Origin of the sequence: Billgrantia ethanolica (assembly GCF_021404305.1) — a bacterium.
Taxonomy (GTDB): domain Bacteria; phylum Pseudomonadota; class Gammaproteobacteria; order Pseudomonadales; family Halomonadaceae; genus Halomonas; species Halomonas ethanolica.
Genome location: NZ_JABFTX010000004.1, coordinates 229,800 through 245,192 on the forward strand (window position 1 = coordinate 229,800; position 15,393 = coordinate 245,192).

Sequence of the window (15,393 nt, forward strand, 5' to 3'; positions counted from 1 at the left end):
TCACCGATAAGCATAGATGTAGTTGCCGTAGTGGCCGTAGCGGCTGCCGGCCGGCTTCTCGAGACCGTTGAGAATCGCCCCCTTGAGCCGTACCCCGGCGCTCTCCAGCCTGCGCTTGGCCGCCTTGATCTCCGCCGGCGGACTGACGCCGAAGCGAACTACCAGCAAACTGGTACCGGCCAGCTTGCCGACGATGGCGGCATCCGTGACGGCCAGCACCGGTGGCGTGTCGATCACCACCAGGTCGTAGTCCTCGCTCATCGCCTGCAGGAAGTCGTGGAAGCTGCGCTGCATCAGCAGCTCGGAGGGGTTGGGCGGAACCGTGCCGCGCGCCACGTAGTCCAGCCCCTCCACCTCGGAGGTGCGGATCGCTTCGCTGGGCTCGATGCGCTGGGCCAGCAGCTCGGACAGGCCCGGCATGCCCTTGGCATGAAACGCATGATGCAGGCGGCCGCGACGCATGTCGGCGTCGATCAGCAGTACCCGCTGCCCGGCCTGGGCGCAGACGGTGGCCAGGTTGGCAGCCACGAAACTCTTGCCCGCCCCCGGGCCCGCCCCGGCAATCATCAAACGATTGTTGCCTGCCTCCAGCATGGCGAAGTAGAGGCTGGTACGCAGGCTGCGCAGCGCCTCGACGGCAAGCTCGGCGGGATCTGCCACCGCCAGCAGCCCGCGGAAGACGTCCTGCTGCTGCTTCGAGCCTGTCGGCCGAATCTGGCGTGTGAGCCGGGTCTGCTCCTGTGAAGCGGGCAAGGTGGCATACACCGGCAGGCCGATCTCATCGAGCTGGTCGGGGCTCTTGATCGCCTGACTCAGCAGCAGGCGCAGGATGACCCCCACGCAGGCCAGCACGGCACCGATCATGGCGCTGACCAGGGTGGTGAGCGGGATCCGTGGCGAAATGGCCCCGGGCCGCATCTCGGCGTTGTCGAGAATCCGCACGTTGCCCACGGTGCCCGCCTTCAGCAGGCGCATCTCCTGACGCTGATTGAGCAGCTGCACATAGACCTGCTGGTTGACTTGAGTGTCGCGGGTCAGGCGCAGTACCTCCTGCTGAGTCTCGGGCAGCTCACCCACCAGCCCATTCAGGCGCTCGCGCTCGGCCTGCAGCTGTGATCGCTGTCGCAGCAGTGCCTGGTAGTTGGGATGCGTAGGCCGGAAACGCTCGGCCAGATCCGCCTCGGCCAGGGCGAGTTCGGTCAACTGGTTTTCTACCGCCACCATCCTGTTGAGCAGGTTCTGGGTCTCGAACGTCAGATCGACGGAGTCGCGCTGAGCCCGGTAGCTGTTCAGCTGATTTTCCGCTTCCGTCAACTGTGCATTGACCTGGGGAATCTGCTCGTCCAGGAAGGCAATCTGCTTCTCGGCCTCCTCCGACTGCCGCTGCACGTTCTGGGTCAGAAAGACCCCGGTAATGGTATCCAGCGTCTGCTGTGTCAGGCTACGATCCGGCCCGCTGAGAAATACCTGATAGACCCCGGAGTCCTTGCCCCGCGGCACGATCATGAAGTTGCGCTGCAGCTGGCCGATCGCACTGAGGCGGGAGACGCGACTTACCTCGAACTCGGCGCCCGGATGGGCCACCATCTGACTGACGAAGAGTCGATAGCCTTCGTCGTTCCGGGCGGTCTCGCCGCTGCGACCACGCAGCAGCCTGGTGCCATCCAGCAGCAGCTCATAGGTGTCGGCACCCGTCACTCTCAAGGTGTGCCGGAGCCCTTCCCCCTGTGCCGGAACCTCGAAGCGGGAAATGCGCAGGGACTCCCCCGCCCACACATAAGGCGAGCCCGACGAGGCAAGCGCACCGGGTAGCCGCTCGCGCACGAAGGTTGGAGTAAAGCGCTCGAGCCAGGCGTGCCGGACTCCGTGATTGACCAGAAAGTCGCCTACCCACGGCATCCGACGCGGCTCGATCACCAGGGTCAAATCGAGGCGGTCGACGGTCTCCCCCATGACCATGCGAGACTGCAGGATCTCCAGCTCGGCCGCTGTCGGATTGCCCATCTGCTCCCCGCCGGCCAGGGACTGCAGCAGCCCCAGAATCGCAGCGCGGTTCTCCACCTGAATGAGCGCGTCGGACTGGTAGATACGAGGCTGAGAGCTCGCATGAAAATACCCGGCCAACATGAAGACGATAACGCTGAGGAAAATGATCCTTTTCCTGTCGATTAAAGCATCGAGCAACTTCCTCAAGCTGATATCGCCACTCTCTGTCGGGGCTGGTGCTGGCGACTGAGGTGACGCAGGTGGGTTCGGGAAAATCGTCATGGATGGTGCCTCTCATTGACTGTGCCAGCGATGAGAAAGGGTTTAGATATCACCGACATTGTCTACGGATCTTGCCACGTCACCTGGGAGAGTTACCGAAGGAATCAACAGGGAAATTACGTTATTCCAGCGTGCCAACGGTGCGGAAGTCACGTAGACGACATCCTGTGGATTCAATGGAAATCTCGTACCCAGCATCAGACGGGTCGCATCGCTTATGTCGAGCTGATAGACCGTGGCCAATTTCTCACTTTCCGGTGGATTGCCGCGTACCACAAAAATGCCTGAGGGCTGTGCACGGCTCTCGTTCACCCCCCCTGCGCGAGCCAGGGCATCCGTCAGTGACAGGCGCTCGTTGCCCAGCGGAATGGCACCTGGCCTCAATACCTGGCCGAGTACGACCACGTTCTGGTTCTCGGAGGTGGGAACGTGCAGCAGATCGCCGTCTCGCAGCAGTCGATTCTGCGTCAGGTCGCCCTGACGCAGCATGGCGAACAGGGAGATTCGCTCCTCGCGTCCTTCGCGATTGAGCAGTACGTTGTGCCAGTCCGCATCATTGCGCGCGCCACCGGCCTCGCTGATGGCATCCAGCACCGTCAGCGGTACGATGGTAAGTGGCTGAGCACCGGGGCGTTCAACCGCTCCACTGACGTAGACTTTCTGCGAGCGGAAAGCCGCAATGCCCACTTCCACCTGGGGCTCGGTAATCACCTGGGAGAGACGCCGGCTGATCATGCCCCGCAGCTCCTCGAGCGTCATGCCCGCCACCTGCACGCGGCCCACGTAGGGATAGAACATGGTGCCATCCGGCCGTACCCGGTTACCGGTTTCCGATGCCGCACGCTCACTGCCGGCTGGAATGGTGAGCTCGGGGTGGTCGTAGACGATGACGCTGATCACGTCTCCCGGGCCAATACGGTACTCGTAGCTCTGAAGCTGCCTCTGCAGATCGGCTGGCAGGGGCCGCGAGGCAGGCTCGACCGGTCTCATCTCCATGACCAGCTCAGGGGTTATCGGCTGTATGTCGACACGGGCATCCAATGACTCTTCGAGTCGGTTGTGATTGATATGCCCCCCTGGAGCAAGAGAACATCCTGCCAATGAAAGCATCAGAATCAACAAGAAAAGGAGCAAGGAACACCTTGCCGCTGCAGCCCAGGTGGTGCGACTATCCGACTCGTCGGAAGCGCATGTGGCTGTACTTCCCCCACTGATTGTAGTCATGGTTCGATCCCCCTCAGGACCCCTGTGACACGCTACCGCCCCGGATTTCTTGGAAGCCATCCGAAGCCCTATCTTTTTCCTTGCTTATCGCTTCGTCACATCCAGATATACAATTTACATTTCATTACATTCTGGATCACAAGACCATGACAGTAGGATGATGGCGAAGATACATTTAGGTTACATGTGCGTTTCGGTGTGGCCAGATGGTTTTTGCCTCAGATAGAGGCTGAAAATTGGTGGCAAAAAAAGACTCAGAAGGAAATAAGGCGGGAAAATAAAGTGGATGAGAAAAGTCAGGCAGAAGCGTTAGACACAACTGATGTGGGAAAACAATAAAAGGCAAACCATGGGCTTGGAAAAGCCTTCACGGCGGGGTTGTCGGTCGCTCAAAGCCGCGGCGCCCAGGTATCGCTGGCTTCGGTCAGCAAGCGATGTACCTGCTCGAAAAACGCTGCTGAGCGACGATACGGATCGGGAATGTCGAGTCCCTGCCCCCGAGCCAGCCAGTGCCCCAGGCGCATGACCTTGCCCATCGTCTGGGGCCAGCGTTCGCTGACTTCGCGGCGCTGACCTTCACTCATGACGAGTACCAGATCGGCCTCGGCCAGCTGTCGAGCATCCAGTTGCCGTGCGTGATGCCCACTGACGTCGATCCCGTCGGCTTCGGCGAGCAGGAGCGCCTCCGGCACGACACCCTGACCGGCCAGTGCGGTGAGCCCTGCCGATTCCACTCGACAATGGGGAAGGCGCCGCTGAAGCATGGCGGCAGCCACAGGGCTGCGACAGACGTTGCCGCGACACACCACCAGGATGGAGCGAATCATGACGGTACCGCATGTGAACGAAGGGGGAACATGCCTGGACTATAGCGTCTCGCGACGTCGGGTGTGGAAAATGCTCGTCGCCTGGCGCAGCATAGAGCCAGCCAAAGCGATCTTCGAGCCAAGTTCTGGAGTGTGATGTTGGAGAGCAGCGAATGAAAGACCGCAGTGCCATGCGCCTGGCCCGTCTGCAACAGGCGCTGGCCGGTGGCGGCACCCTGCCTCTCGGCGAGGCCGCACAGATGTGCGCCGTCTCCGAGATGACCATTCGCCGCGACGTGGCCGCAAGCGACGGCGCCATGATTCTGCTCGGTGGACGCCTGGTGATGGCCAACCACTACGCGCCGGCCTATGACCTCGATCAGCAGCAGGACAGCCACACCCTGGCCAAGCGACGGCTCTGCGAACAGGCTGCCCGCTTCATCGCAGACGGTGACACCGTGTTCATCGACTGCGGCACCACCCTACTGCCCCTGGCGGGCCTGCTCGTCGAGCGCAGCCAGCTCACCGTGGTGACCTATGCACTCAACGTCGCCAATGCCGTGAGCCTGATTCCCGGCGTACGCCTGGTACTGCTGGGTGGCCTCTATCACACCACCTCGCACTCCTTCGGCAGCGACGACATGAGCGCGGCGATCAAGCGCCTGGGCATCAATCGCGCCTTCCTCTCGGCCGCCGGAGTGCACGCCGAGCGCGGCGTGAGCTGCTTTCACTTCCACGAGGTCGCCCCCAAGCAGGCCGCCATCGCCTGCGCCGAGCAGCGCCTGCTGGTGGTGGACGAAAGCAAGATCGGCCAGGTGCGCCCGGCCTACTTCGCCCGCCTCGACGACTTCGACGTGGTCATCACCGACGGCGACATGGCGCTATCGCCGGCCAACGGCGGCCCCAGAATCGTCGCCGCCTGACCCGGATACGACGAAGCCGGAACAAGTCCGGCTTCTGGGGTGGTGGTAATAGCCGAGCGCAGCCATTCAGGCTTGAGACGAAAAGTCGGCGAGCGAAGGCCAGACAAGGCAAAAATCGGCGAAAGGACGGAGTTTACGTGCTGTAAATGAGTACCTTGAGCCGATTTTTAACGCAGTATGGCCAAGCGCAGCCAGTTTTCGTCCAAGCCTAGCCACACTTGGACCAGCCACAGCCCGCATAACAGGTAGGACATCCATCCATCATGATCAGCTCGCCGCGGCACTCCGGGCAGTGGCCCACCACCGTGGGGCCGTCGCCCTTCTCTTCGGCGACTGCCGCCTTGGCCTGCTTCTCGGCCTGCGCTTCCTCTTCCGGGGTGGGCGGCTGCCAGGGATGACCGTGGGTCAGGCGGTGGGCGTAGCGGCGTACCAGCTCCTCCACCGGCACCTGGTTGCCATCCTGATCGAGGAAGCCGCGGCGGTAGAGGATCTGCTGGATCGACCAGGCGATGGCGGCCACTTCGGAGTCGTGGAACATCGGCTTGCCCCAGCGGTTCATGCCGCAGCGCACCAGGCCCTTGTCCCACGCCACCTTGCGCAGGTCGGCCACCGCCTGGGTGACGTAGCCACCGCGGGCGGCCAGCGACAGGCTGCGCATGGTGGCGGTGATCCACTGATGCTCGCTGGAGAGCTGGCCGGAGGGGAAGAAGAACTCCACCGGACGCTCGATCACCACCCGCTTGCCGTCGAGCACGCCTTCCACCGGCATGAAGGAGACCAGCAGGTAGACCTTCTTGCGGCCTTCGGCGCCGACGTAGGAGATCTTCTCGGAGACGGCCTCGAGAGTGCCCTCCGGGCGCGAGGGAATGCGTACCGTGAGCGGGTTCTCGTCGGCCAGCGGCGCCTCTTGCACCGCCTTCTTGACGCTGTAGGAAACGATCTTGGACTTGATTTCGACGGCCATCACGGGGCTCCTGCGGAAAAAGGTTGAACGGCACACAGCGGCTCGGAGCTGATCCGTCGACACGTCTGCGAGGAGGCGCTGTAAATACATCCCTGTACGCTATCTACGCCATCCATGGCGTAGAACCTCCTCTTCGACGTGTCCCCGGCGCCCCTCGCTACCGGCTGTTGGGAGAACGCAGGCTTACCACTTGCCATAGGTGCCTTCCTTCAGCGCGTCGTACAGGTTCGCTGCGTTGTGCTCTTCGCCGTCGTAGACCACCTTCTCGTCACCGGCTAGCTCCAGCGTCTCGCCGTTCTCCAGCTCGAACACGTAGGTGGTGTTCTTGAGGTCGTCCTCGCGCACCAGCACGCCCTGGAAGGCCTCGGGGTTGAAGCGGAAGGTGGTGCAGCCCTTGAGCTTGCTTTCGTAGGCATCCAGGTAGAGGTCCTTGAACTGCTCGAAGGGGAACTCGGTGGGCACGTTGACCGTCTTGGAGATCGCCGAGTCGACCCACACCTGGGCCGCCGCCTGCACCGCCACGTGCTGCTTGGGGGTGACCGCATCGGCGGTGATGAAGTAGTCCGGCAGGTCGCTCTCCACCGCGTCGCTGGCGATGAAGTGGCGGTAGGCGGCGAGCTCGAAGGAGACCACCTCCACCTGCTCCTTGGTCTTCTTGCCCGACTGGATCACGTTGCGGAAGTAGCGGTGCGAGAACGACGGCTCGATGCCGTTGGAGGCGTTGTTGCCCAGCGACAGCGAGATGGTGCCGGTCGGCGCGATGGAGCTGTGGTGGGTGAAGCGCGCGCCGTGCTCGGCGAGTGCCGCGACCAGCTCCGGCTCCACCTCGGCGACCTTCTGCATGTAGCGGCTGTAGCGCGCGTGCAGGATGCGCCCCGGTACCTTGTCGCCGATCTCGTAGCCGTCCTTCGCCAGCTCCGGGCGCTCGCGCATCATCTTCGGGGTGATCTCGAAGTCCTCGGCGAGAATCGGCGCCATGCCCTTCTCGCGAGAGAGTTCCAGCGCCTGCTTCCAGCCCTCGATGGCCAGGTTGCGGCTGACCTCCTCGGTGAAAGCCAGCGACTCGGCGGAGCCGTAGGGGATCTTGAGCATGGTCAGGGTCGAACCCAGGCCGAGGAAGCCCATGCCGTGACGACGCTTGGCCTCGATCTCGCGGCGCTGCCCGGGCAGCGGCAGGCCGCTGATCTCGACCACGTTGTCGAGCATGCGGGTGAAGATCGCCACCACCTGGCGGTAGCGCTCCCAGTCGAAGCGCGGCTTCTTGCCGAAGGGGTCGATGACGAAGCGGGTCAGGTTGACCGAGCCCAGCAGGCAGGCGCCTTCCGGCGGCAGCGGCTGCTCGCCGCAGGGGTTGGTGGCACGGATCTCCTCGCAGAACCAGTTGTTGTTCATGCGGTTGACCTGGTCGATCAGGATGAAGCCCGGCTCGGCGAAGTCGTAGGTGGAACGCATGATGGTGTCCCACAGCTCGCGGGCCTTGATCACCTCGACGATGCGGCAGGCCACGCGGCCTTCGGCGTCGACCGTATAGCCCTGTTCGACCACCGGCCAGTCGCGGTAGATCAGGTCCTCGGGCTTGACGTCATCCTTCTCGCCGGCGTGCAGCGGGAAGGCCAGCGGCCAGTCGGCGTCGTTCTTCACCGCCTCCATGAACTCGTCGGTGATCAGCAGCGAGAGGTTGAACTGGCGCAGCCGGCCGGCTTCACGCTTGGCCTCGATGAAGGCGCGCACGTCGGGGTGGCCGACGTCGAAGGTGCCCATCTGCGCGCCGCGGCGGCCGCCCGCCGAGGCCACGGTGAAGCACATCTTGTCGTAGATATCCATGAACGCCAGCGGGCCGTTGGTGCCGGCGCCGGCACCGAACACGAAGGCGCCCTTGTGGCGCAGGGTGGAGAACTCGTAGCCGATGCCGCAGCCCGCCTTGAGGGTCATGCCGGCATCCACCACCGAGGAGAGGATGTCGTGCATGGAGTCGCGGATGGTGCGCGAGACGGTGCAGTTGATCAGGCTCACCGCCGGCTTGTAGTCCTCGGCGCCGGCGTTGGACATGATGCGCCCGGCGGGGATGGCACCGTTCTCCAGCGCCCAGCGGAACTTGGGCAGCCACTCCTCGGCCTTGTCGTCTTCCACCGCCGCCAGGGCGCGCGCCACACGCTCCCAGGTCGCTGCCACATCCTTGTCGACGGGGCGGCCATGACGATCCTTGAGTCGATACTTGGAGTCCCAGATATCGCGTGAGGGCGCTTGCATAGGCACCTCGTGGGATGTCTTGACGGCCTTGGTGGAAGTACTCATGCAGGAATCTCCAGTAAGGGTCAAAAATTCGAATCGTTCAACGTTCCTGGCGCGCCATGCGCTCGAAGCGCGCCAGCCAATCTCCAAGCCGGCCCTGGGCCAACCCCTCCTCGCGGCTGTCGAGCAGGTTCTTGACCATCAGGCCGAGCTCGGTGTCGCCCTCGATCACCAGGCGGCGCTGGAAGAACAGGGCGTCGGGATCCTCGCGCCGGGTCGCCAGGCACAGAAACTCGCGCCAGCCGCCGCGAATGGTGGCCTCCCCCGCCTCCGGACTGAGCCGGAAGTGCTCCGCTTCGAGGGTCAGCGTCAGCGTCATGCCCAGATCCTCGATGTGCAGCGAAATGCGCCGTCCGTCGAGCGCATCGAACTCGCCCTCGGCCAGGGGTTCGGCGAAGGTGCGGTTGAGCAGCGGCTCGATCAGCTGGCGCTTCAGGACCAGCGGCACGCGGGGGTCGATGGCGCGAATCAGGCGGGTCGGGGCGGGCGGACGTGGCAAGCGCGACAGGGATAGCGGAAGCATAGCGACTCTCCAGTGGAGCGAACCCATGGATTCGGTGCGGCCAGGTGGCCATGAAACCGATCATCCTAAGCTCGACGCCGCCTGCCCGTACTGATATGCGTCAAGCCTGTGGCACTGCCCCCAACCGGGGCCTTGGCTACCATATATAGCCGGACACTGGCATTCAAGCACCATATGTGGTCTTTATTTTAACGCTAGGGCTTGTATTTTGGTAACTACTTGATCCCCAAGCGGCGTGCCAGCTTGTGCAGATTGCTGGGGTCCACAGCGAGCCGGCGGGAGGCATTCGCCCAGCTCCCGTCGCATGCCGCCAGCGCCTGGCGAATCGCCCGTCGCTGGGCGTTTTCGACCTGACGGCGCAGCGGTTCGACGCCATGCGTCGCCGACTCCAGGATGTCGGGTGCGCGTGAATCGGCTTTCAACGATTCGTCCTTCAACGCTTCGCCATGGGGCAGGTCGAGCCACTCCGGTACCAGGGTGACGATGTCGTCGCGCCGGGCACCGTGTCCCAGCGCCTTGATCGCCGCCCGGCTGATCACGTGCTCCAGCTCACGTACGTTGCCCGGCCAGTGATAGCCAAGCAGCGCCGCCTCGGCCCTCGGCGCCAGGCGCAGGCTGCGCACACCGAGCCTGGCGCGGTTGATCTCGAGGAAATGCCCGGCCAGCACCAGCACGTCGCTACCACGCTCGCGCAGCGGTGGGATGGCGACGGGATAGACCGACAGCCGATGGTAGAGGTCGGCGCGGAACAGGCCGTCGCGCACACCGTCGGCCAGCTGGCGGTTGGTGGCGGCGATGATGCGCACGTCGACCCGGCGCGGGGTGTCCTCGCCCAGGCGCTGCACCTCGCCGTTCTGCAGCGCGCGCAGCAGCTTGGCCTGGATCGGCAGCGGCAGCTCGCCCACCTCGTCGAGAAACAGGGTGCCGCCATCGGCTGCCTCGAAGCGCCCCGCCCGATCCGCCGTAGCGCCGGAGAAGGCTCCCTTGATGTGACCGAACAGCTCACTCTCGGCCAGGGTTTCGGGTAGCGCCGCACAGTTGACCTGCACCAGCGGTTGATCGCGCCGCGACGAGCGCTGATGGAGCCGTCGGGCGAACAGCTCCTTGCCCACCCCGGTCTCGCCCATCAGCAGTACCGGCAGGTCCGCTTCCGCCACCACGTCGAGCTCGTGCAGCAGTCGCTGCAGTTCGGCGCTGTGGCCGAGGATCTCGCCACCCTCGCCCGGCTCGACATGGGCGATGCCACCATGGTCCGCCATGCGCAGCGCGCGCACCTCCTGCTCCAGGCGCGAGACGCGCACCGCGGCCTCCACCAGCAGTGCATAGCGCTCCAGCGCCGTACAGGCGGTCTCGTCGAAGGTACCCGCCACCAGCGCATCCAGGGTCAGCACGCCCCACGGCTCGCCCTCCACGTGCAGACTGATGCCCATGCAGTCGTGCACGTGCAGCGGCTCCCCCGGCTGCTGCTCGACCAGACCGTCGTAGGGATCGGGCAGGCCGGAATCCGGCGGAAACAGGGTCGAGCGGCGGCTGGTGAGGATGGTGGCCAGGCGCGGGTGACGCGCCACCTCGAAGCGCCGCCCCAGCGCCTCACGTACCAGCCCATCCACCGCCACCGGCGCCAGTACGTCCTGCTGCAACCGCAGCAGGCACACCGCACCGCAGCGAAAGCCTTCGCGCAGCGTGCGGACCAGACGCTGCAGGCGCACGGCGCTGGGCAGATCGGCCGTCAGGTCGGCCAGCAGGGAATCATCGAGCATGGTCAATAATACCAATCAGGGTGAATTTAACCCTATCACGATGAGGTAAATTTAACCATAACCACCGTATATCATTGAAAAGCAAACAAGAAAAAACATGGCATGGCGCTTGCTCTGTACAGAATGACATCCCAATTGCAGAGGAACTTCGTATGAACCTGTCCGATCAGACCGTTGGCCGTATCGCCCTGTCACTGCCCGGCGCGACTCGCATCTTCCACATCCACAACATCGACTTCTGCTGCGGTGGGCGCATCAGCCTGCGTCAGGCCGCCGAGCGCGCCGGCCTGCATGTCGACAAGCTCGTGGCCGAACTCGAGGCGCTGCCGGCAGCCAGCAGCGAGCAGCGCGACTGGCGCGAGGCCAGCAACGACGAGCTCATCGAGCACATCCTGACCCGCTATCATGACGTGCATCGTCAGCAGCTGCCCGAGCTGATCCGCATGGCGCGGCGAGTGGAGCAGGTCCACGGCGAGCGCGAAAGCTGCCCCAACGGGCTGGCCGACCTGCTGATGGACATCCATCAGGAGATGGAGAGTCACATGCAGAAGGAGGAACAGATCCTGTTCCCCATGCTGCGCAGCGGCATGGGCGCCCAGGCTCAGGGGCCGATCGCGGTGATGCGCCACGAGCACGACGACCACGGCGAAAACCTGGAGCAGGTGATGCTGCTCACCGACGACATCACCCCGCCCAAGGGCGCCTGCACCACCTGGCGCGCCCTCTACACCGGCCTGCGCGAGTTCCGCGAAGATCTGATGGAGCACATCCATCTGGAGAACAATCTGCTGTTCGAACGGGCCGGCTGAGAAAGCATCTCCCCAGGCACAGCAGCTACGCAAACGGCGCCACGCGGGCGCCGTTGTATTTCGGTGGGTAGATTAGACGGTGCGCGAGAAACGTCCTTCGTTGGGTTTGAGGTAGGCGTCGAAGGCCATGGCCATGTTGCGCATCATCAGACGCCCGGCGGGCAGCACTTCGATGGCATCATCATTGATGGCCAGCAGGCCGTCGGCCTGCATCTCCTCGAGCTGGTCCAGGGCATCGGCGAAATAGTCGCGGAAGACGATGTCGTGGCGCGCCTCGATGTTGGCGAAATCGATGCGCCCGTGGCACATCAGGGCGTTGATCACGTCGCGGCGCAGGCGGTCGTCGTCGTTGAGCCGATAGCCGCGCATCACCGGCAGGCGCCCCGCCTCCAGGCGCGCCTGGTACTGGGCGGTCTCCTTGACGTTCTGGCTGTAGCTGTCGCCGACCTTGCCGATGGAGGTGATGCCCAGGCCGATCATGTCGCAGTCGGCATGGGTGGAGTAGCCCTGGAAGTTGCGCTGCAGAGTGCCGTTCTCCCTGGCCAGGGTCAGCTCGTCGTCGGGCAGGGCGAAGTGATCCATGCCGATGTAGACGTAGCCGGCGGCGGTTAGGCGGCGAATGGTGAGTTCGAGAAGTTCCAGCTTGCGCTCCGGCGGCGGCATGTCCTCGGGGCGGATCAGGCGCTGGGCCTTGAACAGCTCGGGCAAGTGGGCGTAGCTGTAGCTGGCGATGCGGTCGGGGCGCAGGGCGATGATCTTGTCCAGCGTAGTGTCGAAACTCGCCACCGTCTGCAGCGGCAGGCCGTAGATCAGGTCCACGCTGACCGACTGGAAGCCGGCCTCGCGGGCGGCGGCCACCAGTTCGACCACCTGCTCCTCGCTCTGCAGGCGGTTGACCGCCTTCTGCACGTCGGTGTCGAAGTCCTGCACGCCGAAGCTCAGCCGATTGAAGCCGAGGTCGTGCAGCTCATGGATCTGTGCCGGCGTGACCGTGCGCGGATCCACCTCCAGCGAGAACTCGCGCTCCTCCACCGGGGCGAAATGGAACGCCTCGTCGAGGGCCGCCATCAGCTCGCCGAGCTGGGCATTGCTCAGGTAGGTGGGCGTGCCGCCACCCAGGTGCAGCTGGGTCATACGGCGGGTCTCGTCGAACAACGCCCCCTGAACGCCGATCTCCTGCTTCAGCCAGTCCAGATACTCCGCCGCACGCTCGGTATTGTGCGTGATGATCTTGTTGCAGGCACAGTAGTAGCACAGGCTCTTGCAGAACGGGATATGCACGTAGACCGACAGCGGCTTGGGCGAGGCGACCCGGTTGCTGCGCTCGGCGGCGGCGCGGTAGTCATCCTCGGCAAAGGCCGCATGAAACTGCGGCGCCGTGGGATAGGAGGTGTAACGGGGCCCGGGGCGGTCGTACTTCTCCACCAGGGGGCGATTGAACAGCAGCTCGTCTTGCATGATCGACTTCGACCTCTTGAAACCTCGGCATGGGACTCGCCATGCCCAATGCCAGTGAGTATGACATCGGCTATCGCCAGCGTCTCGGCAGCTCGCCCCTCTCTTGTCCCGAGTCAAGTTTGCTTATCTCAGGCGACGGCAACCGGCGAATCCACACCCACAGCCGCCAGGCCACCAGCAGCCAGCCCAGGCTCCAGGCCAGCGCCGAGGCCCACAGCAGCAGCAGCCAGGCACTGCCGGCATCGATGGCCCATAGGCGAAGAACCGCTGCCGTGGCGAACAGCCCGGCCAGCGGCAGCAGCACTCTCTCCCGCTGCGGGCGGCCTTTGGCACGCAGAATCACGTGGCGCAGCATGATGGCGCTGGCCAGGGTACCCAGCGCCCCCGCGGTGAAGGCGTGCAGCGCCGTGCTGGCATGCTGCGGCGCCCACCAGCTGCGCGCCAGCAGCACCAGGCCGATGGCCAGCCAGGCATAGCCCAGCATCAGCACCTGCAGGTCCGGCCGCTCGCGGCAGCCAAACGGTCGCCAGTGCCAGATGCGAGTCAGCACCAGCAGGCCCGCCGCCAGCACCAGCAAGGCCGCCAACGGGCGCAGCAGGTCGAGCAGCATGACGAAGGGCGCCAGCCCCAGCAGCACGATCAGCGCCGCCTCCAGGCGCGGCTGCACACCCACCCCGGCCTGGCGAAACTCTCGTGCGAAGTAGCCGTTGACGGCCGGAACGATGACGCGTCCGCCCATGAAGGTCATCAGCAGTACCAGCCACAGCACGCTCTGATGCATCAACGGCGCGGTGGTCGGCATGTCGTCGAGGTAGCGCCAGATCAGAGTCACCACCGCCAGCAGGCAGATCATGCCCAGCAGCGGCGACAGCAGCCGATTGCGCCACTTCTTGGCGGCAATGAAGCGTGGCACCAGGCGCCCGGCTACCCACAGCGCGAAGGCAGCGTCGGCCAGCGAGGCCACCACGGCGCCCGGCCAGGTCAGCACACCCACTCGACCCAGTAGCCAGAGCGCTACCAGCATGGCCAGTTGGCGGCGTGGCACCGGCCCCAGCAGGTAGCCGGCGATTACCGCCAGGGCAAAGCCGAACAGCATCTCGCGCGCATGTGCCGACGGTGTCGCCAGTTGCACCACTTCCCAGCCGTGATAAAGCGCCAACAGCGAGAGCGGCACCATCAGGGCGGCATGCAAGGCCGACAAGGGGAACAGCCAGCGCCAGGCCGGGAGCCGTAGCTCCCTCGACTGGGGGTCCGGTGCGAACGTAGACTTGGCAAAGTTTTTAAACATGTATATAAAATACTACTTAGAACGAGCGCGCGAAACTACGTTACGGAAAATCGCGGGGCTACGGAAATTAGCGAGGGTGCCATGAGAGAAACCGCGCTACGCCTCGGCTGGCGAATGCTTGCTTATGGTGCCATCGGCCTGGGAGCCGCCGGGCTGGTGGTGCCGCTGTTGCCGACCACCCCTTTTCTGTTGCTGGCCGCCTGGGCGGCGCCCAAGGGTTCGCCACGCCTGGCACAGTGGCTATGGCACCATCCACGACTGGGCCCGCCGCTGCATGCCTGGCGCGAGCAGCGGGCCATTGCCAGAGGGACGAAGCGACTCGCCGTCGCTCTGCTTGCTCTTAGTTGGCTGGTACTATGGATCGGCGGTGCACCCGGTTTCGTGCTGGGAACGACAGTGGCGATTTTTGGCTGTGTGGCCACCTTCATACTCACGCGACCCGATGCCACAGCCCTGCCCAGCGCAAACCAGCAACGAAGCAGTGTTATGATAAGAAGATGTTAGCGTACTTCAATTGACGCCCATCAAGACAGGCCGAACTTCATGCATCTGACCCGTTACACCGACTATGCGCTGCGCGTTCTGCTCTACCTCGCCGTCAAAGGGGAAGAGCGGGCCACCATCCACGAGATTGCAGAAAGCTTCGGCGTGTCGCGCAACCATCTGATGAAGGTGGTTCAGGATCTCAGTCATCGCGGCTACATCACCACCATTCGCGGCAAGAATGGTGGCCTGTTGCTCAATCGCCCCCCGGAGGAGATCACTTTGGGCGGGGTGGTACGCGACACCGAGCACGAGCTTGGCCTGGTGGAGTGCTTCCGCGATCACAACGAATGCATCATCACCCCGGCCTGCCGACTCAAGCCTATTCTCAACGAGGCGATGGGCGCTTTCATGCAGGTTCTGGATGGTTACACCCTCGCCGACATGCTCGGCAGACGCCAGCCCCAGCTCGCGCGCCTGATGCAGATCCCGACAGGCGCCACCTAGATGTGCCAAACTCAATTTGGCCTTGTAGAAGGCTGGCATCGAGCGTTGCCATCGCGCTTCGACCGCCTTCACCGTGAATCAAGCATAA

At 64.1% G+C, this 15,393-nt stretch carries 13 protein-coding genes; 4 read left to right on the forward strand and 9 right to left on the reverse strand.

Annotated features, from left to right (window positions below; all coding sequences use genetic code 11):
- The 3 genes from HOP53_RS17660 to HOP53_RS17670 all read right to left on the reverse strand — a co-directional run bounded on the left by HOP53_RS17660 (nt 1) and on the right by HOP53_RS17670 (nt 4,319).
- Nucleotides 1-2,268: a polysaccharide biosynthesis tyrosine autokinase gene (locus HOP53_RS17660; protein ID WP_234271249.1), complete on the reverse strand. Its 2,268-nt coding sequence runs from the start codon at nt 2,266-2,268 to the stop codon at nt 1-3.
- A 42-nt stretch (nt 2,269-2,310) separates the two neighbouring features.
- Nucleotides 2,311-3,378, reverse strand: a complete 1,068-nt coding sequence (locus HOP53_RS17665; RefSeq protein WP_234271581.1) for a polysaccharide export protein — start codon at nt 3,376-3,378, stop codon at nt 2,311-2,313.
- A gap of 503 nt (nt 3,379-3,881) precedes the next feature.
- Complete coding sequence (locus tag HOP53_RS17670) at nt 3,882-4,319, reverse strand: low molecular weight protein-tyrosine-phosphatase (RefSeq protein WP_234271250.1); 438 nt, start codon at nt 4,317-4,319, stop codon at nt 3,882-3,884.
- A 152-nt stretch (nt 4,320-4,471) separates the two neighbouring features.
- Here HOP53_RS17670 and HOP53_RS17675 point away from each other — a divergent pair, with 152 nt between their 5' ends.
- Nucleotides 4,472-5,221, forward strand: coding sequence for a DeoR/GlpR family DNA-binding transcription regulator (locus tag HOP53_RS17675; RefSeq protein WP_234271251.1), 750 nt, complete (start codon nt 4,472-4,474; stop codon nt 5,219-5,221).
- Between the two features lie 208 nt (nt 5,222-5,429).
- On the opposite strand, the gene HOP53_RS17680 is transcribed toward HOP53_RS17675, so the two are convergent.
- The 4 genes from HOP53_RS17680 to norR all read right to left on the reverse strand — a co-directional run bounded on the left by HOP53_RS17680 (nt 5,430) and on the right by norR (nt 10,760).
- A complete protein-coding gene (locus HOP53_RS17680; RefSeq protein WP_010626216.1) occupies nt 5,430-6,185 on the reverse strand; it encodes a hypothetical protein in 756 nt (251 codons plus the stop codon).
- Nucleotides 6,186-6,368: 183 nt separating this feature from the next.
- Nucleotides 6,369-8,480: an adenosylcobalamin-dependent ribonucleoside-diphosphate reductase gene (locus HOP53_RS17685; protein WP_234271252.1), complete on the reverse strand. Its 2,112-nt coding sequence runs from the start codon at nt 8,478-8,480 to the stop codon at nt 6,369-6,371.
- A gap of 37 nt (nt 8,481-8,517) precedes the next feature.
- Nucleotides 8,518-9,000 carry a ubiquinone anaerobic biosynthesis accessory factor UbiT gene (ubiT, locus tag HOP53_RS17690; RefSeq protein ID WP_234271253.1) on the reverse strand — a complete coding sequence of 161 codons (483 nt, stop codon included), beginning with the start codon at nt 8,998-9,000 and terminating at the stop codon, nt 8,518-8,520.
- A 215-nt stretch (nt 9,001-9,215) separates the two neighbouring features.
- Entirely contained in the window at nt 9,216-10,760 is a 1,545-nt protein-coding gene (gene norR / locus HOP53_RS17695; RefSeq protein ID WP_234271254.1) for a nitric oxide reductase transcriptional regulator NorR, read from the reverse strand.
- Between the two features lie 152 nt (nt 10,761-10,912).
- Between norR and ytfE the strand changes: the two genes are divergently transcribed.
- The gene (gene ytfE, locus HOP53_RS17700; protein WP_234271255.1) at nt 10,913-11,569 is read left to right on the forward strand and encodes an iron-sulfur cluster repair protein YtfE; all 657 of its coding nucleotides are present in this window, start codon (nt 10,913-10,915) and stop codon (nt 11,567-11,569) included.
- Nucleotides 11,570-11,641: 72 nt separating this feature from the next.
- On the opposite strand, the gene hemN is transcribed toward ytfE, so the two are convergent.
- Together hemN and HOP53_RS17710 are read right to left on the reverse strand one after the other, a co-directional pair.
- Nucleotides 11,642-13,027: an oxygen-independent coproporphyrinogen III oxidase gene (gene hemN / locus HOP53_RS17705; protein ID WP_234271256.1), complete on the reverse strand. Its 1,386-nt coding sequence runs from the start codon at nt 13,025-13,027 to the stop codon at nt 11,642-11,644.
- 70 nt (nt 13,028-13,097) lie between these two features.
- Nucleotides 13,098-14,315, reverse strand: a complete 1,218-nt coding sequence (locus HOP53_RS17710; RefSeq protein ID WP_267955407.1) for an NnrS family protein — start codon at nt 14,313-14,315, stop codon at nt 13,098-13,100.
- An 81-nt stretch (nt 14,316-14,396) separates the two neighbouring features.
- Here HOP53_RS17710 and HOP53_RS17715 point away from each other — a divergent pair, with 81 nt between their 5' ends.
- Both HOP53_RS17715 and HOP53_RS17720 read left to right on the forward strand, forming a co-directional pair.
- On the forward strand, nt 14,397-14,819 hold the full coding sequence (locus HOP53_RS17715) for a YbaN family protein (protein ID WP_234251216.1): 423 nt from the start codon (nt 14,397-14,399) through the stop codon (nt 14,817-14,819).
- 39 nt (nt 14,820-14,858) lie between these two features.
- On the forward strand, nt 14,859-15,305 hold the full coding sequence (locus tag HOP53_RS17720) for an Rrf2 family transcriptional regulator (protein ID WP_234251215.1): 447 nt from the start codon (nt 14,859-14,861) through the stop codon (nt 15,303-15,305).
- Nucleotides 15,306-15,393: the final 88 nt, after the last annotated feature.

Bases quoted from the DNA above. Each gene is read 5' to 3' on its own strand.
- HOP53_RS17685 (WP_234271252.1), bottom strand. From the start codon at position 8,480: ATGAGTACTTCCACCAAGGCCGTCAAGACATCCCACGAGGTGCCTATG.
- norR (WP_234271254.1), bottom strand. From the start codon at position 10,760: ATGCTCGATGATTCCCTGCTGGCCGACCTGACGGCCGATCTGCCCAGC.
- ytfE (WP_234271255.1), top strand. From the start codon at position 10,913: ATGAACCTGTCCGATCAGACCGTTGGCCGTATCGCCCTGTCACTGCCC.
- HOP53_RS17660 (WP_234271249.1), bottom strand. From the start codon at position 2,268: ATGACGATTTTCCCGAACCCACCTGCGTCACCTCAGTCGCCAGCACCA.
- HOP53_RS17720 (WP_234251215.1), top strand. From the start codon at position 14,859: ATGCATCTGACCCGTTACACCGACTATGCGCTGCGCGTTCTGCTCTAC.
- HOP53_RS17680 (WP_010626216.1), bottom strand. From the start codon at position 6,185: ATGGCCGTCGAAATCAAGTCCAAGATCGTTTCCTACAGCGTCAAGAAG.
- HOP53_RS17710 (WP_267955407.1), bottom strand. From the start codon at position 14,315: ATGTTTAAAAACTTTGCCAAGTCTACGTTCGCACCGGACCCCCAGTCG.
- HOP53_RS17715 (WP_234251216.1), top strand. From the start codon at position 14,397: ATGAGAGAAACCGCGCTACGCCTCGGCTGGCGAATGCTTGCTTATGGT.
- HOP53_RS17665 (WP_234271581.1), bottom strand. From the start codon at position 3,378: ATGCTTTCATTGGCAGGATGTTCTCTTGCTCCAGGGGGGCATATCAAT.
- ubiT (WP_234271253.1), bottom strand. From the start codon at position 9,000: ATGCTTCCGCTATCCCTGTCGCGCTTGCCACGTCCGCCCGCCCCGACC.
- HOP53_RS17670 (WP_234271250.1), bottom strand. From the start codon at position 4,319: ATGATTCGCTCCATCCTGGTGGTGTGTCGCGGCAACGTCTGTCGCAGC.
- hemN (WP_234271256.1), bottom strand. From the start codon at position 13,027: ATGCAAGACGAGCTGCTGTTCAATCGCCCCCTGGTGGAGAAGTACGAC.
- HOP53_RS17675 (WP_234271251.1), top strand. From the start codon at position 4,472: ATGAAAGACCGCAGTGCCATGCGCCTGGCCCGTCTGCAACAGGCGCTG.